Source organism: Oceanobacillus sp. CFH 90083, from assembly GCF_009389585.1.
In the GTDB taxonomy this organism is placed as follows: Bacteria; Bacillota; Bacilli; order Bacillales; family Amphibacillaceae; genus Oceanobacillus.
Genome location: NZ_VIYG01000001.1, coordinates 315,570 through 337,366, shown reverse-complemented (window position 1 = coordinate 337,366; position 21,797 = coordinate 315,570). Strand labels below are relative to the sequence as shown.

The following is a 21,797-nucleotide window of genomic DNA, read 5'->3' as shown; positions in this document are numbered from 1 at the left end:
TCAGGAAAAAGGATTTCTGTTAAGGGGAAATCCTTTTTCCTATCTATGGCACTATAGTCTGCTGAAGTGCTCGTCTTTACCCTATTTTAATCCGGATGATCCAAAATAAGTTTGTCAGTTGCTATGTATAGTTTCCATGTACTCCATGAATTTACTCGTTGTATTAAAAAATAGGTCGGGAGCAGGATGGAAATGAGAGGATTGAACATTATCCAACCAATGCACACCAACCGTTACCACTTTAGCGGCTTTCCCAGCTTCGATATCTGCATTACTGTCACCGATAAACATTGCTTCATCATTGCGAAGTTTATACTTATTTAAAATCATATGAACCCCCTCAGGATCTGGTTTTGGATTAGTAACGTCATCTCCCGCTAACATAATATCAAAATATTTTCCAATTCCTAAAAATTTAAGAGATACGTGAAGCGCCCTAGAAGACTTCCCAGTAACGATTCCTAAAATAAAGCCTCTATCCTTTAAGTATGTCAGTAATTGATTAATGGATTCGTTTGATTTTACCAGCTCTAAGTGGTTGTCTTCATAAATTTGAAAGAAATGCTGGATAGCTTCCTCGTGCTGATGAACAGGTAATTCTTTTTTTATAATTTCAGGCTCTGTCGGCCCGAATTTGTTCATCACGTCTTGCGGCAGATAATCTATGCTTTTATACTTCTGAAAGACGGATTGCAGGGCAAAAATGCAGTTTGGCAAGGTGTCGGCCAGTGTTCCATCAAAATCAAAAATAATTGCTTTCATGATAAACGCTCCTTTTGCATCTTATAGTATTAATATTCGTGAAAAATGCGAAGAATCCTTTTCTGACATGTATAAAATCTTTTATAACTATCAGAAAAATGAATCAGGGCAGAGATGACTGAAGTTTTTTCCTATATAACAACAGGTAATTCTGCTAGTCTGACTAGTTTAAGCATTTTTATACAGCCTTGTCCATATAATTGTAACAGTTTGTAAGTGGATGAGGGTGATATGTATTGTTGGAAGTGTATTTTGAATCAGATAAAGAAGTGTCGGTCTTTCGTAATCAGTTAAGTCCATATAGAAAACAGATCAGAGTACATCAACAAGCAAATGCCATGTGGGGCAACCGGTTACGGCTGGAAGGTGATGCAGCGGAGTTAGAATTAATTGATATAATAAGCTCTGTGATGGCAGATGTATTTATAGAAGTGCATCTGTCTGACATCATCATTCGTGGAATTACAGATAAATATTATTTCTCAGACCCTGATGAAATCAATCGTATCTATGATTTTACTATGTGGATTTTATTTGAAACAGATTCGGATAATCAGTATTTACGTGACCATGTGGATACAAGGAAGCTTTTGCAGCATATCTTTTTTCTGCACGTAAAGGAACATAGGAGCATCCATTTCAGTGCTATTTTACATTTTCGATTGTCCCATTTTCTGGACTTTGTTCATGAATGTATCGGGAAAGCTATTGAAGAATTTAAACGGGAAGAGGACCATCAGACATTTATGGATATGCTGCGGCATTATATTGAGAATAAAGAGCACTGTGTAGACCTTGTTCATATAGAACAAGGGGAGAATTTTACTTTCTACAACGAAAAAGGGGAAGTGATTTCTAAAGATATGCTGCGTTTTTGGATGTATCAGGCGCCGTTATATGCGCTAGGCTTACATGAAAATGAATTTAATTTAAGTCCTCTGATTGCAATGTCTCCAGCAAGAATAAAAGTATATGGAAATGACCTTGCAGACCCTAAAACAATGACAATCATCAATATTTTTCAGGAAAGGGTACAGTTTGAACGAAAAGGGATCTCTATCCTTTCAAACCTGGATTAATGAATTGGACTTGCTTTTCAAACTCGGAAGGAATATAATACGGATAGAGTTTGAAAATGAAATTGCTGAGATGAGGACAAGATTATTTTCAGTTTACGTACTTAGAGAGGGAAGTCCAGGCTGCAAGCTTCCTTTCGTAATGAAGTAATTACCACCTCGGAGCATTACTGCTGAAATATTTTGAAGTAGGCAGTAACGTCCTATCTGCGTTAAAGATCAATGAAGCTGAAGGTAAAAGGGCTATTTTTATCTTCGGGAATTAGGGTGGAACCACGACATTAAACGCTCGTCCCTTTGCATAGCGCAAAGAGACGGAGCGTTTTTTTACTTTGAAAAAGTATAAGTACAGCGGTTTTGATGGGACGAGTAATCGCAAAAACTCTTCGGTGGGACGAGTAATCGCAGTCTCAGTCCCAGTTAAAGGCGTGGTGACAACCAAGTTTTCTAATATTTTATAAAGGAGTTCGATGAAAATGGCTGATTTAACAATTATGTTTCCAGATGGAGCTGAAAAGCAATTCCCTGCAGGAACTACAGGAGAAGATATCGCAGCTTCAATCTCTTCAGGGTTAAAAAAACAGGCACTTGCCATTAAGCTGGATGGGGAGGCTGTCGATTTACGCAGACCTCTTACAAAAGGCGGGAAAATTGAAATCATTACGTATCGTGACCAGGAAGGGCTGGAGATTGCACGTCACTCTACTGCCCATCTATTAGCACAAGCTGTGAAACGCTTATATCCTAATGTCCAATTAGGTGTCGGTCCGGTAATTGAAGAAGGCTTCTATTATGATATAGACATGGAGCATTCATTAACGCCGGAGGATCTCCCAAAAATAGAAAAAGAAATGAAACGAATTGTGGATGAGAACTTAGAAATAAAACGTGTGGAAGTATCCCGCGATGAAGCAAAAGCACGCTTTGCAGAAATTGGCGATGAATTAAAATTAGAGCTGCTTGATGCTATACCAGAAGATGAAACAGTAACGATTTACGAGCAGGGAGAGTTCTTTGACTTATGCCGGGGAGTGCATGTTCCTGCAACAAGTAAAATTAAAGCATTTAAATTATTAAGTATTTCCGGTGCTTACTGGCGTGGAGACAGCAATAACAAACAATTGCAACGTATTTACGGAACAGAGTTCGAGAAAAAATCACAATTAGATGAATATCTGCGCATTCTTGAAGAGCGAAAAGAAAGAGATCATCGTAAATTAGGCAAGGAGCTGGGGCTGTTTACTGTATCACAAAAGGTAGGCCAAGGATTGCCATTATGGCTGCCAAAAGGAGCAACTATCCGTCGTAATATTGAACGCTATATTGTTGATTTGGAAGAACGCTTAGGCTATGACCATGTATACACTCCTGTACTTGGTAATGTAGAGCTGTACAAAACAAGCGGACACTGGGATCATTACCAGGAGGATATGTTCCCGCCGATGGAAATGGATAATGAAGAGCTGGTATTGCGACCAATGAACTGTCCGCATCATATGATGGTTTTCAAAAATCAATTATGGAGCTACCGTAATCTGCCAGTTCGTATTGCTGAGCTTGGTACGATGCATCGTCATGAGATGAGCGGGGCGCTTGCAGGCTTGCAGCGTGTTCGTGCGATGACTCTGAATGATGCACATATTTTTGCCCGTCCCGATCAGTTAAAAGAAGAGTTTATCCGCGTTGTCGAACTTGTTCAACGTGTGTATAAAGACTTTGGAATTAATGACTACTATTTCCGTCTTTCATATCGTGATCCAGAGGATAAAGAGAAATATGTAGATAATGATGCAATGTGGGATAAAGCACAGGCAATGCTGAAAGAAACGATGGAAGACATGAATTTGGAGTATGTAGAAGCAGAAGGAGAAGCTGCTTTCTATGGTCCCAAGCTGGATGTTCAAGTAAAAACAGCATTAGGAAAAGATGAAACATTATCTACCGTTCAATTGGACTTCCACTTGCCAGAGCGCTTTGATTTAACATATATCGGTGAGGATGGAAAAGAGCATCGGCCGGTTGTGATTCACCGTGGTGTGGTGTCTACCATGGAACGTTTTGTCGCATTTCTTATTGAAGAATATAAAGGAGCTTTCCCAACATGGCTCGCCCCGGTACAGGCAAAAATTATTCCAGTCTCCTTGCAGGCACATCTTGATTATGCAAAAGAAGTGGAAGATAAATTACGTCAGCAAGGCATCCGTGTAGAATTAGACAGCCGTGATGAAAAATTGGGCTATAAAATACGTGAAGCACAGACGCAAAAAATTCCATTCGCACTTGTTCTGGGTGATAAGGAAATGGAGGCAGGCAGTGTCAACTACCGTCGTTACGGTGAACAAAATACAGAGACACTCGGATTTGATCGGTTTGTTGACTTTATCAAAAGTGAAATTGAGCAGAAGAAATAAGCAGTAATTTTATAGAAGGCTATTTTCATTTTTTTGAGGATATTCAAAAAGTCCAACAATAATGACACGGCGAATTCTATGGTTAACGTGTTTTTCGATGGGACTGCGATTACTCGCCCCATCGAAAAACATTGCTTTTTGAACGCACTTTAATGAGAATAACCTTCTTTTTATATTGCAATCGTGAATGGATTATTTTCAGAAAAACCATTGACATCCCTATATAACCATGCTATGATTCAATAGTTGTTTAAAACAAAGGATACAGTCCTTGACAGGAAAACGATAAAATGCTATATTGTAAAAGTTAATGATATGATCTAACGACAAGCAGAAGCACCCGCTTCTCACCTGATTGACACCTGTATAGGTAGTTGACTGGTTCATCACGATTCATGTTTACGAATGAGGAGATGTGTGGGTGCAAGTATGTACCGACACTTTTTTTATGTATTGAAATGACTTGTCAAGATAGATCAGTAACAAAATTTCGGAGGTGGCTGGCTATTAGCAAGGATATGAATGTTAATGAAAAAATTCGTGCAAGAGAAGTTCGTCTCATTGATTCAAATGGAGATCAGCTTGGAGTAAAATCTCGTAATGAAGCATTGGATATTGCTCAGAAGCGCAACCTTGATCTAGTATTAGTTGCTCCAAACGCAAAACCGCCGGTATGTCGTATTATGGATTACGGGAAGTATCGTTTTGAGCAGCAGAAGAAAGAGAAGGAAGCTCGTAAAAAGCAAAAGGTAATCAATGTGAAGGAAGTACGTTTTACACCTGGGATTGGTGACCATGACTTTGAAACGAAGCTTAAAAATGCACGTAAGTTCCTGGAAAAAGGGGATAAAGTAAAAGCTGCAGTTCGCTTCCGCGGACGCGCGATTACCCACAAAGAACTAGGAAAAGAAGTACTGGACCGTTTCGCTGAAGAAGTGAAGGATCTCGGCTCAGTAGAAACAAAACCGAAAATGGAAGGCCGTAATATGTTTATGGTGGTCGCTCCATTAAACGAAAAAAAATAAGCTTTTTTTGCAATGACTAGGAGGAAAAAATTATGCCTAAAATGAAAACTCATAAAGGTTCAGCAAAACGCTTCAAAAAAACTGGATCTGGAAAAGTAAAAAGATCTCATGCATACACTAGCCATATGTTTGCACACAAATCTCAGAAGCAAAAACGTAAATTACGTAAAGGAACGCTTGTTTCTTCTGGAGACTACAAACGTATTAAAGCAATGCTACCAAAATAATTAATTTAGATATGTAATTGAATCAGGAGGGATTTCTTATGCCACGTGTTAAAGGTGGAACAGTTACGCGTCGTCGTCGTAAACGCGTCTTAAAATTAGCAAAAGGTTATTATGGTTCGAAACGAACTCTATTTAAAACAGCGAAACAACAAGTTATTAAATCAGGTCAATATGCTTATCGTGACCGCAGACAGAAAAAACGTGATTTCCGTAAACTTTGGATTTCCCGTATTAATGCTGCTGCTCGTTTAAATGATATTTCTTACAGCAAATTAATGCACGGCTTGAAGCTTGCTGGTATTGATATTAATCGTAAAATGCTTTCCGATTTAGCTATTAATGACGAACAAGCATTTGCTCAATTAGTATCTCAAGCAAAAGACGCTTTAAAATAAACCAAAAAAGATCGCATCCAATTGGAGCGATCTTTTTTGATTTTCAAGGTCAATACACTTTAACATTGCAGGAAGCTAAGAGTTTCTTTATGATGAAAGGGTATCGTCATCTGAGCAGGAGGAGAATATGGAAAATTTATCATCATGGCTTATTTATTTACTTGTTGCGAATGTCATTGGATTTTATTTAATGTTTAAGGATAAACAGAAAGCCCGGCAGCATACATATCGAATTCCTGAGCGGACTTTTTGGCTGCTGGCTATTTTAGGAGGAAGTATCGGTATTTATACCGGTATGCAGACTTTCCGGCATAAAACAAAGCATAGGAGCTTCAAGGTTGGTATACCAGTTCTGATTGTTGTTAATGCCATTAGTTTTCTTGGCTTGATTTTCTTTCTCTGAGGAAATCCTTTGCTTTTATGAGGCGTTTAACTTGGAGGAATTCTTTTATCATACACAGCTCGTCTGGAAACATATATATGAATAGAAGTAACACCAGCTTCCTCGAGGAGGGATGACCATGGAATACGTTGGGAATTATTTGCTGGTGATTGTTGAGATGGGCGGTGTACTTTCTCCGTTGTTATTTATTTTGCTTCATCTCATCAGACCGATGTTGTTCTTACCAGTTGTTTTTATTTGTATTTCTGGCGGTATTTTATTTGGACCAGTTGCAGGAAGTGTTTATTCTATTATAGGGATTACAATGGCGAGCTTTCTTTTTTATGTGATGGCAGGCTGGATGCCAAAATCTATGGATAAATTAATTATTTTAAAGCAACGGCTGCTAGGCAGGAATACGGAAATGACAACAGCCCAAATCACTTTATTACGACTTATTCCCTTTATTCATTTTCACTTATTATCATTATGCTTGATTGAAACAAACCAAACCTTTAGAGGGTATGCAAAGTCTTCCTTTATATCAAATATTCCTCTGGCAATTATCTACACAAGTATAGGCGGCTGGATTTCTCAGCTTTCTCCGGTATATATCGCTGCTTTTATTATCGCCTTACTCCCAACCCTGTATCTTTTTAGGAGAAAAGAGATTATTATTAAGTGGCAGGAGTTTTTTGCTTCATCACCCTCCTGTGTCAAACATCAAGGATTACCGCAACCTTTAACACCTAGTAAAACAACCAGCTCTTAAGCTTAAGAGCTGGTTGTTTGAGTATAAAAAGCAAGAAGAAAGATATTCAAAGAGGTGATGAATAGCATGAAAGTTCTGCTCTGCTGAAATTGTGAACAGGAATGGAACATTCTTAAGCCCGTTTAGAACTTGAGACGCCATTGTTTTAACTGTAAAAAGAAGAAATTTTTTAAAAGAAAGTCGATTTATACATTGCTTTTCAGTTCAATTCCAGTGATTATGATAACTATCATGAATTTGCGGCACATGCCCCGGGTGATTATAGTTCCCGCTAGTCTTTTGTAATCTCTGTTATAATCAGCTCATTAATCGGGTGTTTCCACGTAATGGAAGCGTGCGGATAGTGAATCAGTATTTCCTGTTCCAGAAAGTACAAATCCTCCCTGGTTAACCCGCGCAGCTCTAAAGGATTTTTAACAGTAACGTGAATATTGACTACTTCAAAAGCATCTTCTGTTGTCCCTAAATACTTTTCTCCAATAAAAAGACAGCCTTTATAAGTTAATTGAAAATTTTTCTTGTTATTATTTTGTTCATCAAATAAATAAAAATCTTGATTTTCCTGAGAAAGACGCAGCTTTCGCTCAGGGTTCTTTAAGTATTGGATCCATGTATAAATTAACAGTGCAATTGCGATCACTAATAATATCCGAAAGATAATGATGACCATAATTATCTACTCCTTAGAACGTGCTATTACCACTACATACGAATGAGCCTCAAAAAAGTTTCAGGAGAATAATATTTTTTATAAAAAATTGCAGAAAGTTTATCACAGTCTTATTCAATGAGGGAAGAAAAGAACTTTCCTCTGAATGTCAGTTTCACTTAATATGTAATCCTTTGAAATTATAAAAAAGGATTGTGTAAACTTAAAGTTTAAGAAATATTCCTTGACCAAAACTAATCATATTAGTTAAAATACTAATATGATTAGTTTGAGGTGATGATATGAAAATAGAACGTTATCATAATTTATACCAGATTACATTTTTACCAAGCGCTTTTCCGATTAATTGCTTTGTTATGGAACAAGAGGACGGTTTGATCTGTATTGATATGGGAGTAGGAAGATTTGCTGATTATGTAAAAGAAATTGTACTTCAAACAGGGAAGCCTCTGAATAAATTAATGTTAACGCATGCACATAGTGATCATGTGAATGGTGTACCTTATTTTAAAGAAGTCTTTCCCGAAGTACCTGTGGGTATTTCTAAAAGAGACAGCTATTTATTAAAAAAGGATTTTCGGCTGCTGGAAAATGAGGCGGATAAACCAATAAAAGGCGGCTTTCCTAAAAATCTTATCCCAATAGATTTTACCTTCGAGGGAGGAGAGAAGATTGAAGCTTTAGAAGTCATTTCGAGTCCGGGACATACTCCAGGATCTGTCTCATTCTTCGAGCCGGAGCATAAAGTGCTTATTGTTGGGGATGCATTTCAAACAAGGGGAGGTATTGCCGTTGCAGGCGTATTAAAATGGTTATTTCCTTTTCCAAAAATGGCAACATGGAATAATGAAATAGCAGTACAGAGTGCCAAAAAGTTATTGTGCCTCCAACCTGAATTACTCGCAGCAGGGCATGGTAATGTCCTTGTTCATCCAGAAGAGCAGATGCAAGCAGCGATAAAAATAGCAGAGGCAGGGGGCAGAAAATGAAAAAAAAGATAAATCAAGAGACAATCATTGATGCAACATTAGCAATTGTTGAGGAACAGGGAATAGCAGGGGTTACGATAAAAAATGTAGCGATACAACTAGGTATCAAGCCGCCATCCTTATATAATCATGTCGTAAATTTAGAAGATTTACTAGATCTGGCTGCTCTGCGAAGCATGCGGAATTTGTATGAAGGGCTAATCGCAGCCGGTATCGGATTGGAAAAGAAGAATGCTCTTTGGGCGATTGCAGAGGAATACAGGAATTTTGCAAAGAATAACCCGGGTCAATATGCATTAGTGCAGAAAGTGGCACTGTGGAAAAGTGATGAAACAAAACAGATATCGGAGCAGATTTTGGCTATTTTTTTAAAAATCCTGCAAAAATACAAGCTAACGGAGGATGAAGCGATTCATTTTATTCGAACATTAAGAAGCTATCTGCATGGTTTTACCCTGCTGGAAGTAAATGAATCATATGGACTTCCGCAAGAGCTGGATAAGAGTTTTACAGCAGGATTGGAAATCATTTTTACAAATCTGGAAAATCATAAGAATGCAGAAGGCTAATCTTTAGAAACTGCTTATCTTAAAGCTATGTGATAAAATGGAAGACAGGATAGACAAGGAGGTATCACATTGGATTGGAATCAATTATTTGATATGCAAAAGGAATTGGATACATATATAGAAAACAATCATGATTTGTCAGATGTAAATTTATTTCATGAAAAGCAGCTGGCCTTGCTGGTGGAGCTTGGTGAGCTTGCAAATGAAACGAAATGCTTCAAATTTTGGAGTACAAAACCAAGAAACAGTCAGCAGGTTATTTTAGAAGAATATGTAGATGTGCTGCATTTTTTAATGTCGATAGGGATAGAGAAAGATTATATTTATCAAGAGGAAGAAAAGAAACAAGAAGCACTCCTTACAGAATCAGAATGCTTTTATCAGGTATATCAAAGAGCGATTGCATACCGGGAAGATCCGAAAAATGAAAATTATCAGCAGTTATTCAGCCGGTTCTTATATTTAGGAAATCAGCTCGGCTTTACGGATAAAGACATTCAACAGGCATACTGGGAGAAAAATCAGATTAACTATCAGCGTCAGGATCAAGGCTATTAAATCTTTTATCAAGGAGAGATATGGAATATGGAAAAGCTGGATGGCACATTAACAATGCTTAAGGATTTAACGGATGCAAAGGGAATACCAGGAAATGAAAAAGAGGTACGCGATGTATTTGAAAGCTATATAAAGCCTTATGCAGATGAACTGACAACAGATAATTTAGGAAGCTCAATTGCTAAAAAAACGGGAGATGCAAACGGACCGAAGATTATGATTGCCGGACATTTAGATGAAATCGGTCTGATGGTAACACGCATTGATGAAAAAGGCTTTCTTTATTTTCAGACAGCTGGCGGCTGGTGGAATCAGGTTATGCTGGCACAACGTGTGACCATCATGGGGGCAAAAGGAGCTGTGACAGGAGTTATCGGTTCCAAACCTCCACATGTACTCAGTCCGGAGGCTAGAAAGAAGCCATATGACATAAAAGATATGTTTATTGATATTGGTGCAGCAAGTAAAGAAGAAGCAGAGTCATTCGGCGTGAAACCAGGAGATTCTGTTGTTCCATATTTTGAATTTACACAATTAAAAAATGAAAAATTACTTATGGCAAAAGCGTGGGATAATCGCATCGGATTAGCAATTGCCATTGATGTATTGAAAGCTTTAAAGGATGAAAAGCATCCAAATACAGTCTACGGTGTAGGTACGATCCAAGAAGAGGTCGGTCTGCGCGGAGCAAAAACCTCCTCCCACCTGATTCAGCCAGATATCGGTTTTGGTGTGGATGTAGGTATTGCAGGGGATACACCTGGTATTTCAAAACGGGAAGCAGATAATAAGCTCGGTGAAGGGCCGCAGATTGTACTGTATGATGCTTCGATGATTTCGCATAAAGGGCTTCGTGATTTAGTTGTTGATACAGCAGAGGAGAATGGCATCCCATACCAATTTACATCGATTGCCGGCGGTGGTACAGATTCCGGTGCCATTCATTTAACCGGGAATGGTGTTCCATCTCTGTCTGTTACCGTAGCAACACGCTATATCCATTCACATGCAGGTATTCTCCATCGGGATGACTATGAGAATGCTGTGAAATTATTGACAGCTGTTGTCAAGAAATTGGATCGTGACACTGTAGATGCTCTCATTCAGGCTTAATAAGAGATTTTTACCGTATATTCGGAGAAACATCGAATATACGGTATTTTTTATAGAGAATCTAAGGAGTGCAGCGGTTTTTAGGGGGGAATCGCAGTCACAGCCCCAACGGAGATTCACGCTTTCCGTGGGCTTGAGCTCAGCCTCCTCGAAAAAAAGAAGTGCACTTTTTTCCTGCGGGGTCTTCTTCCGAGGAGATTGAAGCGTTGTCCGCGGAAAGCGACTTCCCGTAGCGGACATCTCCTTGGCAAGAATGCCTGTGTTTTGAAGTCTAAGTGATTTTCTTAGTTTTTCTTAAAGCTTGACAGAAAGAGAAACCTATGTTAATTTATACTTAATTAAAATATGTTTAATTAAGTATAAAGGAGTTTTTTTAATGAATCCAATCCGTGGAATGCACCATGTTACAGCCATCACAAGCAGTGCAGAAAAGAATTATGAGTTTTTCACATATGTGCTTGGTATGCGTTTAGTGAAGAAAACAGTTAATCAAGACGATATTCAAACATACCATCTATTCTTTGCAGATGATGAGGGCTCTGCGGGCACAGACATGACATTTTTTGACTTCCCGGGTATTCCGAAGGGTACTCACGGAACAAATGAAATCTATAAAACATCCTTACGCGTTCCAAGTGATGCAGCACTTGAATACTGGGTAAAGCGCTTTGACCGGCTCGGGATAGAACATACCGGAATAGAACAACAGTTTGATGTGAAACAAGTGTCCTTCTCTGATTTTGATGATCAAAAGTATCAGCTTGTGTCAGATGAAAATAATATCGGAAGAGCGTCCGGCACACCATGGAAAAACGGTCCAATTCCATTAGAATATGGAATAACAGGTCTGGGCCCTGTTGTAGTACGTGTTGCTGATTTTAACTTTTTCAAACAAGTGCTGGAAAAAGTATTTATGTACAAAGAAATTGCTGATGAAGGAGCATTTCATCTGTTTGAAGTAGATGAGGGAGGAAACGGTGCTCGAATCATCGTGGAGCATAATGAGGAATTACCTCCTGCCAGACAGGGCTATGGTACGGTGCATCATGCAGCATTATGTGTTGATGAAAGGGAAGATTTAGATACATGGCAGCAAAGAATTGAACAATTAGGCTTTCAAACCTCTGGATTCGTTGAACGCTTCTATTTTGGTTCCTTATATACACCAGTTGCACCCCAGGTATTATTTGAACTAGCAACAGCCGGTCCCGGATTTATGGAAGATGAGCCGTATGAAACGGTAGGAGAGAAATTAGCATTACCGCCGTTCCTGGAGCCGCAGCGTGAACAGATTGAAAATCAGGTAAGAGAGATTGATACGGTTCGCAGTAATAAAACAATTGAAAAAGAATATGAGTAAGGTATTTAAAAAAAGGGGCTGTTGCACAATCAGGTAACTGATCGTGCAACAGTTTTTTTGTGCACACAAAAAAACAGACCACAAAGGGTCTGCTCTCATGTATTATTAATTTATGACCAATAAAACAATAATACACCCTCAGTATACGCAAACTGCAGCGAATTATCAATTATATTTACCGATGGACGTAGAAGAAATGATTCCTTTAGAAGATTCGGTCCGACTCCACTGCCTCTTATGTGAAAGGATGGATTATAGAGAACTCTTACAGGCATACTCTCGAAAAGGGAGAAAACCGGCAGTCGATCCAGTCATTCTCTTTAAGGTCATCACCTATGCAGCCTCGCAAAAAATCTATTCTTCCCGGGAGATAGAAAAAGCATGTTGCCGGGATATCAATTTTCGTTGGCTGCTTCAAGGATATGCAGCTCCTGATCATTCTACCATCAGTCGATTCAAGCAAAAATATCTGACGGATACCGTGATGGAAAAGCTTTTTTTCCAACAGATAGAATGGCTCTATCAACAAAAAGCGATTACCGGTGAAACAATCTATATAGACGGGACAAAAATCGAAGCCTATGCCAACCGGTATTCTTTCGTATGGAAAAAGGCAATCACAAAGCATGAAGCCAACATGTATTTAAAATGGCAAGCCCTCCTGGAAGATATCAATACGACGTACTGTCAAATCTTCACAAGTACTTGCGAGACCTTTTTAGTGGATTTGAAAAAGGTACTTGCCTTCCTGGAGAAATTAAGGGAAGAAGAACAAATCACGTTTGTTTATGGCAAAGGGAAAAGAAAAAATGTCCTCCAACGTTATCACGAACAAGTAAAGGAAATGCTTCAGCGTAAAGAACAATATAATGCTTCCAATCAGATTATGGGAGAGAAGCGAAACAGCTATTCCAAAACAGATCATGATGCCACGTTTATGCGAATGAAAGACGATCATATGAGAAATGGACAACTTAAGCCAGCCTACAATATCCAAGCCGCCGTGGATGCGGAATTTATCGTCGGGATAGATGCCTTTTCCGATCGTAACGACACGACAACATTGATTCCGATGCTTCAGTACTTAAAGGAACATCTTCCCTTTACCTATCGCCATATTGTCGCAGATTCCGGGTATGAAAGCGAAGAAAATTATGTTTATCTAAAGAACGAAAAGCAGACGGCCTATATCAAGCCACAAAATCATGAACGCAAGAAAAAAGCAGCTTTCAAAAAGGACATTAAACAGCGAGAAAATATGGGTTACGACAAAAGCACAGATACTTATACCTGTGCCAATAACCGGCAGCTACATGTCCTCCGGAGTTACACACGAGCCTCGCAGACAGGCTACGAATCTCAGGTAACTGTCTATGAATGTGAAGACTGTTCAGGTTGCCCACTCAAAGAAAAATGTACCAAAGCGAAAGGGAATCGACAACTTCATGTAGCCAAAGCGTTTCTGGCTTATCGGGAAACAGCACAAGAAAATATTCTAACAGAAACGGGCACACTTTACCGTATGAATCGCTCCATTCAAGTGGAAGGAACATTTGGCGTACTGAAGGAAGATTATCATCTGAAGAAGTTTCACACGCGGGGAACAAGCAATGTGCGAAACGAGCTATTGATTCTGGCATTTGGTTATAATCTCAATAAAATACATACAAAAATACAAGCTGATCGCCTGAACCTCTATTATCATCCATTAAAGACAGCTTAAAAAATTTTTAAAAGGGGGAAGCTTATTTAAGTGTGTCAAAAAAACGGTCGATTTTCCTTTTATCACCATAAATAAAATAACTAATCTTAAAAAAGAGCAACTTAACAGAGAAAAAGAGCTGTCATCAAATGCATACCATGCATTTTGCGACAGCTCCTGCTGACTTAAAATTATTCCATTAAAGGGCCAGTTTGTTAAGTAAATCATATTGAACCCACAGGGGCAGTGATAGATATAAAAATATTAAAATAGCAAAATATAAGAAACGCAACATGTGTAATGATGATATGATGAGTTTATACAATGCTAAACCCCAAATGGAAAGGATGTAGTTAATGCGTAAAATCATTCTATTCATTCACAGTACTTTTAATGGAGTTGTCACTGGTGACCCGCGTGAGGACAAAACCAACTTCATGGTCTGGACAACTGACGCAAGCATGGAGGAAGGTTCTGAGTATCTATTAAATACGTTCGATACAGCTGATACTATTTTGCTTGGCCGCGGAACCTACGAAGACCTCTCTAGAAAGTGGCCGTCTATTAAAGACTGGTCAAACGTCAGCGATGTAGGTTCACGCCTGGGTGAAAAGATAAACAATGCCCACAAACTAGTTGTAACCGGCGATCGCTCACTCGACGAGCTAAAATGGGGAGAATTTGAAGCTCCAAAACAATTGACTGGCAGTAATATAGAAGAGCAAATTAAGGGCCTAAAAAATGGTAACGGTGGCGATATAGTTATTTTTGGTAGCCCAACGCTTGTGCGGTCACTTGCAAACGCAAATCTAATTGACGAATATCAGGTACTCGTACACCCGGTGGTGGTAAACGTAGGAGAGCGTTTGTTTGACAATCTTAAGGAGCAGAAGGACTTCCATCTCGTGGACGTCAAAACACTTACGGATGGTTCCCTCTTGGTAACCTACGAACCTGCTAAAGCTTAGCTCAACCAGACAAATCATTACTGGCAAGACGATGTTCAACAAAAGGGTCAGATTGTTGAACAATGGAAATGGTTTGAAGTCAGAATTAGAACAATATATTTTTATTACACAAAATGTGGTTTTGAAATAAAGTTTGATAGAAACAATCCTTTACGATAGTCTGTTCGTATAGGGTTGTTTTTTAATTCTGATAAATTAGAATGGATAATGGAATAAGAGAAGAGTCTTTGAGCAATCGACACGAAATCTCCAGAAGTTTTATATGCTACACTATAAAAAAATATAGGAGAGGGGAATGAACCGTGCGCAAGGTTATCTATTCGATGCAAATGTCCCTCGATGGCTATATCGAGGACGCTTCAGGTGCCATCGGCTTTACTCCCGACCGGGAATTACACGAGTATATGAATACCCTGGAAGCCCAATCCGATACGCATATTTATGGAAGACGGCTCTATGAAGTTATGAACGGCTTCTGGCCCACTGCTGAGGACGATCCCAACGCTGCGCCCGAGATCGTTGAATATGCCCGCATTTGGAATGCACTCGATAAAGTGGTTTTTTCGCGAACACTGAAGTCAGTTGAGGGGCGTGCTCGTCTTGCTAAGTCAGACATCGCCAGCGAAGTTNAAATGCATACCATGCATTTTGCGACAGCTCCTTTTTTTATGGTGGGTTTGAATTGTTGTGCATACTTTTATTAGCTTGAAATCAGTTTGATGCTTAAGAACGGTAAGTATTCATTACTTTTGATACATAAGCAGATGTTTCCTTAAACGGCGGAATACCCCGGTATTTATCTACATTTCCAGGACCGGCGTTATAAGCAGCTAAAGCTAATTCTGTATTGCCATTATATCTTTTCAGCATTTGGCTTAGATACTTTGTACCGCCTTCAATATTCTGGCGTGGATCATAAGCATTTGCGACACCTAAACCTGCGGCTGTCCCCGGCATCAATTGCATTAACCCCTGAGCACCGACATGGCTTCTGGCATTAGGGTTATAATTTGATTCATGCTGAATAACGGCATGAATTAATCGCTCGTTGACATTGTATTTATTTGCCATTTCTTGAACAATGCCTTGATAATTGGTCCCGCTTTTATTGACGGTCTGATTGGAAGCAGCCTGTACAGGTGAAGCTGTTTGAGCTTGAACTGCCGATGAGGGTATAAAATTAGACCTTTGAATATTAGATCCAAAATCCTGCGCTGTACGTTCTTCTGCTTCACGAATGCGTTCCAGCAGCAATTGCTGAAAAGATTTTCCGCCAAAGCCCGTATTTTCTTCTGCGATACTGCTTGAAGCAGAAGTCATCGCTAAAGCATCTAAGGGATTTGTCCGTTGATTTGTATTGATTTCCATTTATATTCACCATCCATATGAGCTGAAAATTGATTGTTTGTCCGGGTTGTTTATATCTAATTACTCCTATTTTATCGATTCTGTCCCCTTAACGCAATATTATATAGAAATAATTTTCATATCGGCTTCCCGTAATAAATTTTCATAGAATGGATCATTGCCAATACATACGACAGCATCACAAATACTTTGGATTTCATCCATATCATGTGAAGTATACATAATCATTTTATGGTCAACTTTTGCTTTTTGCTTCAGGTACCCGGCAATTTCTTTTTTGGAGCGTAAATCAATGCCCACTGTCGGCTCGTCCAGCAATAATAATTCCGGGTTATGAATCAAGCTGATTGCCATGTTCAATTTTCTTTTCATTCCGCCAGATAAAGTATGAACAGGCTCCTCCCATTTTAACAATTCCATATCTTCACAAAGCTGTTTTAATTCATTTTTTGAGCGATTTACCCAAGAAAGTTTTTCGAAAAATATCATGTTTTCTGCTACTGTCATATCTTCCCATAAAGCAATATCTTGCGGGACAAAGCCAACCAGTTTGCGAAGCTGTCTGCGATTTTTTCCATATGTCCATTTTCCTAAGCGTATACTGCCTGTATTTGCTTTTGAAATAGTCGCTAAAATATGCAGCAGAGAAGACTTACCTGCTCCATTTTCGCCTACTAAGCCGATAATCTCTCCAGAATGGACTTGAAAAGATAGGTTTTCAAGCACTTTCTTTTTTCCGAATGATTTAGATACATTTTCAATTTCCAGCTGCACGATGGTAAACTCCTTTCACATACCAGATGATCAAACAAATCAGTCCAATAAATGTCCAACCGCTCCATGTTTCTTCATAGACTATTTGTCTTAATGGATTTAAATAAGAAATCCAGGGATAGCTTTCATAAATACCGTCCATCGGTAATATAATTCCGCTAATGATAATCGTTACTAAAATAATTAGAACAGTAGTTATATAGTAGGGGAGCTGCTTTTTAAAAGCTAGCCCAATCAAAAAGACAAGCATACAAGTTGTTATACGAAAACTAATCAGATACGTAAATTGTGATATATGAAAGCTTTCAGCATATAAAATATGGAAGGCTCCCCATGTGAGTATATCTAATACAAATAAACCAACGCTGTAAAGTAAGAGATTAGATAATAAATATGCCTGAAAAGAAAAACGATTAAAAGTAAAGCGAATACGGGCTGTTGCATTTTTTTCTTTTATCAGCCAATCGAATAAAAAGAAGGTAGATAAAAGGGAAAATACAGACCATAGCCCCCAGGGATTTTGAAATAAAGAAAACCCTGTATCCGTTTCAGCTTCCTCTCCAAGTAGAGTGAAATTGGTAAAAATCAGATTTTCACTTTCTTCAATCGAATAAATTTCATTGATTATCTCATCAAAGGAAGGAATAGCAGAATGATTTAATGCTTCACCTAAATCCATAATGGTATATGCAGTTTTTGATTTCCCGCTGTCCTCCTGTACAAAGGAAGCAATCATTTCTGCAACCGGTGTATAACCCATCGATAAATCTGTGCGATAGCTTGTAACTAATTGATCTCGCTGACCGGCCTGAACTGCAGCTGCGTATCCTTCTTCAATAATAAATGCACTGTCTAATTCATGTGTTGCTACCATTTGTCTCGCTTCTGCTTCATTTTCTACTTCAATCACACGAATTAAATCAGATGATGCCAGCTTTTCTTTTAAGTCAATTGCCATGCCGGATTCTTCTTCCAGAATCACTCCAACAGGAATGGCACTTTGGTTTTGAATCAGTTCCGTGCCAGACATAAACATCCATGTGAAAAGAATGGGAAAAACAGCCCAAAATAATATAGAGAGAAACTGTTTTTTCATATGCATCAAGCGGGTGGCTATAATATCTATCATATGCTTCGCTTCTCCTTCCAGCTTAATAGTCCCAGTAATACAAATAGCAGAGCACCGATGAGCAGTAGGCTGGAAGTATATTCTGCATAATGTCTCCCGTTAAGTATAATTTCTTGAAGCCAATAAAGGCTATTATAAGCATAAGAGTAGGGGAGATAATCTTGAACTCCCAATGGCAGGTAAAGCATCGGTATTATTGCACCGCTAAAGAGTATCAAAATGGATACAAAGATTATTTGTGCAAGCAATCTTAATTTTAACGATGAAATAAGTGCCTCAAAAATCGCTAAAGAGAGAATAAAACCAACCTGATAAACAGTGATAAGTATCAGCGTGCGATTGATATTTTCCTGATTAAGCTCAATGTTTAAGAAATAGAGCAATGCAAAAAAGGAAAGCCAGGCTAAAATAAGAGACAGCACGAGTGTAACCATTATTTTGGCGAGCATCTGTCTAAGCTGTGTAGCCCCATACAATCGAATACGCTGGCTGATCAGTGGCGGATTTTCTTTTGTAAAAAAGTAATATAAGGAAAAAAGCCAAAGACTGCTAATGATAAACCAGCCTCCCAAGCTAAAGTAAGCGATAGGGGAAGAGCTTGCCTGATTGGATAAGGACTGTTCCTTTATTACCTGATCTCTGCCAATTGTATACATTAGAAACTCCTGAAATTGTTCAAAAACAAAGTCATTTCTTGCTTCATCTTCCATTTGAAATTGTCTGGCATAATAATTGATTGTCAGAATGTTAGCCTGTGAAGAACGAATATGCCGAATAACACTCTGCAGGGTTTCGTTAATCATGTAGCTTTCCAGCTGCTGCTTCCGGTTGCCGACAATGGGAACTTCTACAGAGTATCCCTGGTATAAGTCTTGGATAAAACCTTCCGGAAAAGCGATATATGTACTTAAATGATTTAATTCGATCTGCTCGATTGCTTCTTCCTCGGATAATTCATTGACTTCTAAAAAATCGATGAAGCCTGAGGATTGTTCTAATAGTTGTACCATCATTTCTGTTTCTGTTGAATTATCTAAATCAACTAAACCTAATTGAATGGCTTCATTTTCTTTCTGGCTAAAAAAACTGACAACAATGACCATCATAAGTCCGGCTAAAGCAAGAGGAAATATGAAAAGAAGAGGAAGTGAATACCACTTCCTCTTAAGCTGCCGTATATGATTTTTGATAAAAAGCCCGGTTTGCTTTAGAAAAATCATGATTATGCACACTCTTTTCTTTCTAATTCATTCTTGTAACGGTCCGTTTAGAAGCCAAATTGCATTAACCATTGCTGGAACTGATTGCTAAAGTCACCTTCAAAATATTGCTGCAGCTCCTGAGCAGACATTGCACCAAGGTCAACGACATTCGATGTATCAACGCCTTCTACAGCGTCAATGACAGCACCTTCAACGTTGAGATCCATAGAGACATTATCAACATATCCAGGGAAATCTAGTGCAATATTATTGTTTGAATTCATTTGATCTCCATCATAGGTAGAATCGCCGGTCCAGCCAAGATTAATCGTTTCGTTTTCTGCAGTAAATTGCAGCTGACGGTCGAAATTACGAGTGGAACCATCTACCGATTCATCTCCTGTATAGGAAGCAGTAAATTCAAATGGCGTATAGCTGTCTTCAAATACAAAAGTAAGATTTGCATTATCTGTAAGTGAGTCTCCAGTACCTTGAAAATCGCCATCAAATTTAATGGAGCCTTCATTATATTCATCGTGCATTTTTAAAGTGTGGTCAAAATAAATTTGGTCATCATTCAATAATTGTCCACCTGTTAGACTGATAGTTATTGGCTCTTCTCCCTCAGGTGCTAGACTGATAGAAAAATCACGCTGGACAACTTTGTTATCAGAAACCCAAAGTGTAGATTGAAGTCCTTCTGGAAATTGGAAGTTTTCAATGGCTTCGATGCCTTGCTCCATAGCGGCATCAAATTCTTCTAACACTAAATCAAGCTCTTCTTGGATAAGCTCAGGATCTTCAAGCGGCATATAAGCAGTTCGTTCAAACTGACTTTGTAAAATTTCTTTAAATTGGTCGTCACCCTGCATTTTTTCTAAAACAGAAGTGATAACAGATTTAAGCTCGTCTTCAGACAGATTCATCGTAATTTTCTCAGCACTGATGGAATCCCCATTTACTTCTACATCTTCATTCTCACTTGCAAATGCATCATCTGAAAGCTGGTCATAAATAAACATGATGTATTCATTTTGGATATATTCTTTTTCTTCATCCGTTAATAAAGCAGTATTATCTCCAAAGACAAGTTCTTCAATACCTAGTTGTTCATTTCCCGTAAAAGTGTAAGGATCGAATTCAGCTAATACGCTGCCGATATCCTCATCAGAAATCTTTAGAACTTCTTCCAGAAAAGGAAGCTCTGCATACACGTCAGAACCATTGATATAAGCACCGACCCCGTCAAAATTCATACCTGCAACATTTAAGGATAGACCAGTGTAGGCTTGCGAATTTTCAATATCCGTCTCAGAATTGAATGAAAGCTCCGCGTTGGAAAGCATAGCAATGATTTGAGGATCCACATAATATGCATTTTCAAGTCCTTCAAGATTTAAACCAATATTAACAGATTGAGAAACTGCATTCTCCCTTGCCTGCTCATACCAGTTCCATTCATCCTCATATCTTGTTTCCAGGAAGTCTTGCAATTGTTCAACAGAATTTTTCTCTGCAAGGAAATATGTTTCTTTTGGTGTAGAGCCTGTCAGGAAGAAGGCGGCTGCACCTCCGCCGGCAAGCACGATTACCGCAATAATAATAGCAATAATTCCTTTGGATAACCCTTTTTTCTTTGGTTGTTCATTATTATTTTCCACCAAAGTAAATGCTCCTTTCTTAAACTATATTTGTGCATATTGCACATGTTGAAATGATCATAAAAGCTTAGCATATGTAGCTGTTGTGCCAGACTGCTATTCTTTTTTTCATACTATAAATTATATTCATCAGCTGAGAATTAGAATCAAAAATTTACAATATGAAAATCAACCCTAACTTGTTATAACATTAAAGGAATCAGTAGTCAAACCCTTCTTAAGAATAGCTAAGCTTGATTTCTTATTCCCTTTTTAGAATAGCAGTAAACGGCTTGACAGCAGATTAATGAACCAAATATGCTTCCTTTTATTAATATGAAATACGAAAGAAAATTACAAAAGGTTTCAAAGTTTGCTAGATTTGTCGAATTTTTAAAGAAAATGACCCGAAACAACGCTTGCTTTTTATACGTGCGCTGTTTCGGGCGATATTTTTTGGAGAAATATAAAGAATCAGCAGATTATATATCGTTCTGGATTCCTGCCTCCAGGGAAGATATCATTTCTTTTTTCTCCTCCTCATTGGAATGATTCCAAATCAGTTCAAAAAGAACTCCAAGGCCAGGCAGCATTTTCTCTTCTCCATTATTAATCGCATCAACAATAGTTGCTTCTAATTGCTCTTGATCATTATTTGAGATGTTCGCATAAATTGCTTTACGGATATTTAGATCCATCGTTATC

At 38.5% G+C, this 21,797-nt stretch carries 23 protein-coding genes and 2 other annotated features; of the genes, 15 read left to right on the top strand and 8 right to left on the bottom strand.

Translation table 11 applies throughout. The features are described 5' to 3' along the window. Positions 1-114: 114 nt before the first annotated feature. On the bottom strand, positions 115-762 hold the full coding sequence (locus FLK20_RS01690; RefSeq protein WP_152654824.1) for an HAD family hydrolase: 648 nt from the start codon (positions 760-762) through the stop codon (positions 115-117). A gap of 245 nt (positions 763-1,007) precedes the next feature. Between FLK20_RS01690 and ytxC the strand changes: the two genes are divergently transcribed. The 7 genes from ytxC (at position 1,008) to FLK20_RS01655 (ending at position 7,050) form a co-directional block, all read left to right on the top strand. After that, positions 1,008-1,841 (top strand): putative sporulation protein YtxC, encoded by an 834-nt coding sequence (ytxC, locus tag FLK20_RS01685; protein ID WP_227994825.1) that lies wholly within the window; start codon positions 1,008-1,010, stop codon positions 1,839-1,841. Positions 1,842-1,899: 58 nt separating this feature from the next. Beyond that, positions 1,900-2,138, top strand: a binding site (T-box leader). Between the two features lie 176 nt (positions 2,139-2,314). Beyond that, complete coding sequence (gene thrS, locus FLK20_RS01680; RefSeq protein WP_152654822.1) at positions 2,315-4,249, top strand: threonine--tRNA ligase; 1,935 nt, start codon at positions 2,315-2,317, stop codon at positions 4,247-4,249. A 322-nt stretch (positions 4,250-4,571) separates the two neighbouring features. Further along, positions 4,572-4,702 (top strand) — a sequence feature (ribosomal protein L20 leader region). A 65-nt stretch (positions 4,703-4,767) separates the two neighbouring features. Continuing rightward, positions 4,768-5,274 (top strand): translation initiation factor IF-3, encoded by a 507-nt coding sequence (gene infC, locus FLK20_RS01675; RefSeq protein WP_152654821.1) that lies wholly within the window; start codon positions 4,768-4,770, stop codon positions 5,272-5,274. Between the two features lie 32 nt (positions 5,275-5,306). Next, positions 5,307-5,501 (top strand): 50S ribosomal protein L35, encoded by a 195-nt coding sequence (rpmI, locus tag FLK20_RS01670; protein WP_042146308.1) that lies wholly within the window; start codon positions 5,307-5,309, stop codon positions 5,499-5,501. A gap of 38 nt (positions 5,502-5,539) precedes the next feature. Further along, the gene (rplT, locus tag FLK20_RS01665; RefSeq protein ID WP_152654820.1) at positions 5,540-5,896 is read left to right on the top strand and encodes a 50S ribosomal protein L20; all 357 of its coding nucleotides are present in this window, start codon (positions 5,540-5,542) and stop codon (positions 5,894-5,896) included. A gap of 127 nt (positions 5,897-6,023) precedes the next feature. Continuing rightward, entirely contained in the window at positions 6,024-6,299 is a 276-nt protein-coding gene (locus tag FLK20_RS01660) for a DUF1294 domain-containing protein (RefSeq protein ID WP_152654819.1), read from the top strand. A gap of 118 nt (positions 6,300-6,417) precedes the next feature. Beyond that, positions 6,418-7,050: a TVP38/TMEM64 family protein gene (locus FLK20_RS01655; RefSeq protein ID WP_152654818.1), complete on the top strand. Its 633-nt coding sequence runs from the start codon at positions 6,418-6,420 to the stop codon at positions 7,048-7,050. Positions 7,051-7,321: 271 nt separating this feature from the next. Here FLK20_RS01655 and FLK20_RS01650 read toward each other — a convergent pair whose 3' ends face one another. Beyond that, the gene (locus FLK20_RS01650) at positions 7,322-7,720 is read right to left on the bottom strand and encodes a sigma-w pathway protein ysdB (protein WP_152654817.1); all 399 of its coding nucleotides are present in this window, start codon (positions 7,718-7,720) and stop codon (positions 7,322-7,324) included. A 281-nt stretch (positions 7,721-8,001) separates the two neighbouring features. On the opposite strand from FLK20_RS01650, the gene FLK20_RS01645 reads away from it, so the two are divergent. The 8 genes from FLK20_RS01645 (at position 8,002) to FLK20_RS01610 (ending at position 15,683) form a co-directional block, all read left to right on the top strand. Continuing rightward, positions 8,002-8,709 (top strand): MBL fold metallo-hydrolase, encoded by a 708-nt coding sequence (locus FLK20_RS01645; protein ID WP_152654816.1) that lies wholly within the window; start codon positions 8,002-8,004, stop codon positions 8,707-8,709. Continuing rightward, a complete protein-coding gene (locus tag FLK20_RS01640; protein WP_152654815.1) occupies positions 8,706-9,278 on the top strand; it encodes a TetR/AcrR family transcriptional regulator in 573 nt (190 codons plus the stop codon). Before FLK20_RS01645 ends, FLK20_RS01640 begins: the two co-directional genes overlap by 4 nt. Before the next feature lie 69 nt (positions 9,279-9,347). Next, positions 9,348-9,836: a dUTP diphosphatase gene (locus FLK20_RS01635; RefSeq protein WP_152654814.1), complete on the top strand. Its 489-nt coding sequence runs from the start codon at positions 9,348-9,350 to the stop codon at positions 9,834-9,836. 27 nt (positions 9,837-9,863) lie between these two features. Further along, on the top strand, positions 9,864-10,949 hold the full coding sequence (locus FLK20_RS01630) for a M42 family metallopeptidase (protein ID WP_152654813.1): 1,086 nt from the start codon (positions 9,864-9,866) through the stop codon (positions 10,947-10,949). Between the two features lie 376 nt (positions 10,950-11,325). After that, positions 11,326-12,309 (top strand): ring-cleaving dioxygenase, encoded by a 984-nt coding sequence (locus FLK20_RS01625; protein ID WP_152654812.1) that lies wholly within the window; start codon positions 11,326-11,328, stop codon positions 12,307-12,309. A 112-nt stretch (positions 12,310-12,421) separates the two neighbouring features. Next, complete coding sequence (locus FLK20_RS01620; protein WP_152654811.1) at positions 12,422-14,032, top strand: IS1182 family transposase; 1,611 nt, start codon at positions 12,422-12,424, stop codon at positions 14,030-14,032. 335 nt (positions 14,033-14,367) lie between these two features. Then, on the top strand, positions 14,368-14,979 hold the full coding sequence (locus FLK20_RS01615) for a dihydrofolate reductase family protein (protein WP_152654810.1): 612 nt from the start codon (positions 14,368-14,370) through the stop codon (positions 14,977-14,979). A 302-nt stretch (positions 14,980-15,281) separates the two neighbouring features. Continuing rightward, the gene (locus tag FLK20_RS01610) at positions 15,282-15,683 is read left to right on the top strand and encodes a dihydrofolate reductase family protein (RefSeq protein WP_152654809.1); all 402 of its coding nucleotides are present in this window, start codon (positions 15,282-15,284) and stop codon (positions 15,681-15,683) included. 19 nt (positions 15,684-15,702) lie between these two features. Here FLK20_RS01610 and FLK20_RS01605 read toward each other — a convergent pair whose 3' ends face one another. From FLK20_RS01605 to sspI, 6 genes are all read right to left on the bottom strand, one after another. Beyond that, entirely contained in the window at positions 15,703-16,347 is a 645-nt protein-coding gene (locus FLK20_RS01605; protein WP_152654808.1) for a lytic transglycosylase domain-containing protein, read from the bottom strand. A gap of 99 nt (positions 16,348-16,446) precedes the next feature. Beyond that, on the bottom strand, positions 16,447-17,121 hold the full coding sequence (locus tag FLK20_RS01600) for an ABC transporter ATP-binding protein (protein WP_227994810.1): 675 nt from the start codon (positions 17,119-17,121) through the stop codon (positions 16,447-16,449). Continuing rightward, positions 17,105-18,250 (bottom strand): ABC transporter permease, encoded by a 1,146-nt coding sequence (locus tag FLK20_RS01595; RefSeq protein ID WP_152654807.1) that lies wholly within the window; start codon positions 18,248-18,250, stop codon positions 17,105-17,107. The genes FLK20_RS01600 and FLK20_RS01595 overlap by 17 nt, the downstream gene beginning before the upstream one ends. Continuing rightward, entirely contained in the window at positions 18,247-19,470 is a 1,224-nt protein-coding gene (locus tag FLK20_RS01590; RefSeq protein WP_152654806.1) for an ABC transporter permease, read from the bottom strand. Before FLK20_RS01590 ends, FLK20_RS01595 begins: the two co-directional genes overlap by 4 nt. Before the next feature lie 47 nt (positions 19,471-19,517). Then, entirely contained in the window at positions 19,518-21,116 is a 1,599-nt protein-coding gene (locus FLK20_RS01585; RefSeq protein WP_194165491.1) for a DUF6583 family protein, read from the bottom strand. 458 nt (positions 21,117-21,574) lie between these two features. Continuing rightward, entirely contained in the window at positions 21,575-21,790 is a 216-nt protein-coding gene (gene sspI / locus FLK20_RS01580; RefSeq protein ID WP_152654804.1) for a small acid-soluble spore protein SspI, read from the bottom strand. Positions 21,791-21,797 lie beyond the last annotated feature (7 nt).

Bases quoted from the DNA above. Each gene is read 5' to 3' on its own strand.
- FLK20_RS01605 (WP_152654808.1), bottom strand. From the start codon at position 16,347: ATGGAAATCAATACAAATCAACGGACAAATCCCTTAGATGCTTTAGCG.
- rplT (WP_152654820.1), top strand. From the start codon at position 5,540: ATGCCACGTGTTAAAGGTGGAACAGTTACGCGTCGTCGTCGTAAACGC.
- FLK20_RS01640 (WP_152654815.1), top strand. From the start codon at position 8,706: ATGAAAAAAAAGATAAATCAAGAGACAATCATTGATGCAACATTAGCA.
- FLK20_RS01645 (WP_152654816.1), top strand. From the start codon at position 8,002: ATGAAAATAGAACGTTATCATAATTTATACCAGATTACATTTTTACCA.
- FLK20_RS01655 (WP_152654818.1), top strand. From the start codon at position 6,418: ATGGAATACGTTGGGAATTATTTGCTGGTGATTGTTGAGATGGGCGGT.
- FLK20_RS01625 (WP_152654812.1), top strand. From the start codon at position 11,326: ATGAATCCAATCCGTGGAATGCACCATGTTACAGCCATCACAAGCAGT.
- sspI (WP_152654804.1), bottom strand. From the start codon at position 21,790: ATGGATCTAAATATCCGTAAAGCAATTTATGCGAACATCTCAAATAAT.
- FLK20_RS01660 (WP_152654819.1), top strand. From the start codon at position 6,024: ATGGAAAATTTATCATCATGGCTTATTTATTTACTTGTTGCGAATGTC.
- FLK20_RS01630 (WP_152654813.1), top strand. From the start codon at position 9,864: ATGGAAAAGCTGGATGGCACATTAACAATGCTTAAGGATTTAACGGAT.
- FLK20_RS01615 (WP_152654810.1), top strand. From the start codon at position 14,368: ATGCGTAAAATCATTCTATTCATTCACAGTACTTTTAATGGAGTTGTC.
- FLK20_RS01595 (WP_152654807.1), bottom strand. From the start codon at position 18,250: ATGATAGATATTATAGCCACCCGCTTGATGCATATGAAAAAACAGTTT.
- infC (WP_152654821.1), top strand. From the start codon at position 4,768: ATGAATGTTAATGAAAAAATTCGTGCAAGAGAAGTTCGTCTCATTGAT.
- thrS (WP_152654822.1), top strand. From the start codon at position 2,315: ATGGCTGATTTAACAATTATGTTTCCAGATGGAGCTGAAAAGCAATTC.
- rpmI (WP_042146308.1), top strand. From the start codon at position 5,307: ATGCCTAAAATGAAAACTCATAAAGGTTCAGCAAAACGCTTCAAAAAA.
- FLK20_RS01690 (WP_152654824.1), bottom strand. From the start codon at position 762: ATGAAAGCAATTATTTTTGATTTTGATGGAACACTGGCCGACACCTTG.
- FLK20_RS01650 (WP_152654817.1), bottom strand. From the start codon at position 7,720: ATGGTCATCATTATCTTTCGGATATTATTAGTGATCGCAATTGCACTG.
- FLK20_RS01590 (WP_152654806.1), bottom strand. From the start codon at position 19,470: ATGATTTTTCTAAAGCAAACCGGGCTTTTTATCAAAAATCATATACGG.
- FLK20_RS01620 (WP_152654811.1), top strand. From the start codon at position 12,422: ATGACCAATAAAACAATAATACACCCTCAGTATACGCAAACTGCAGCG.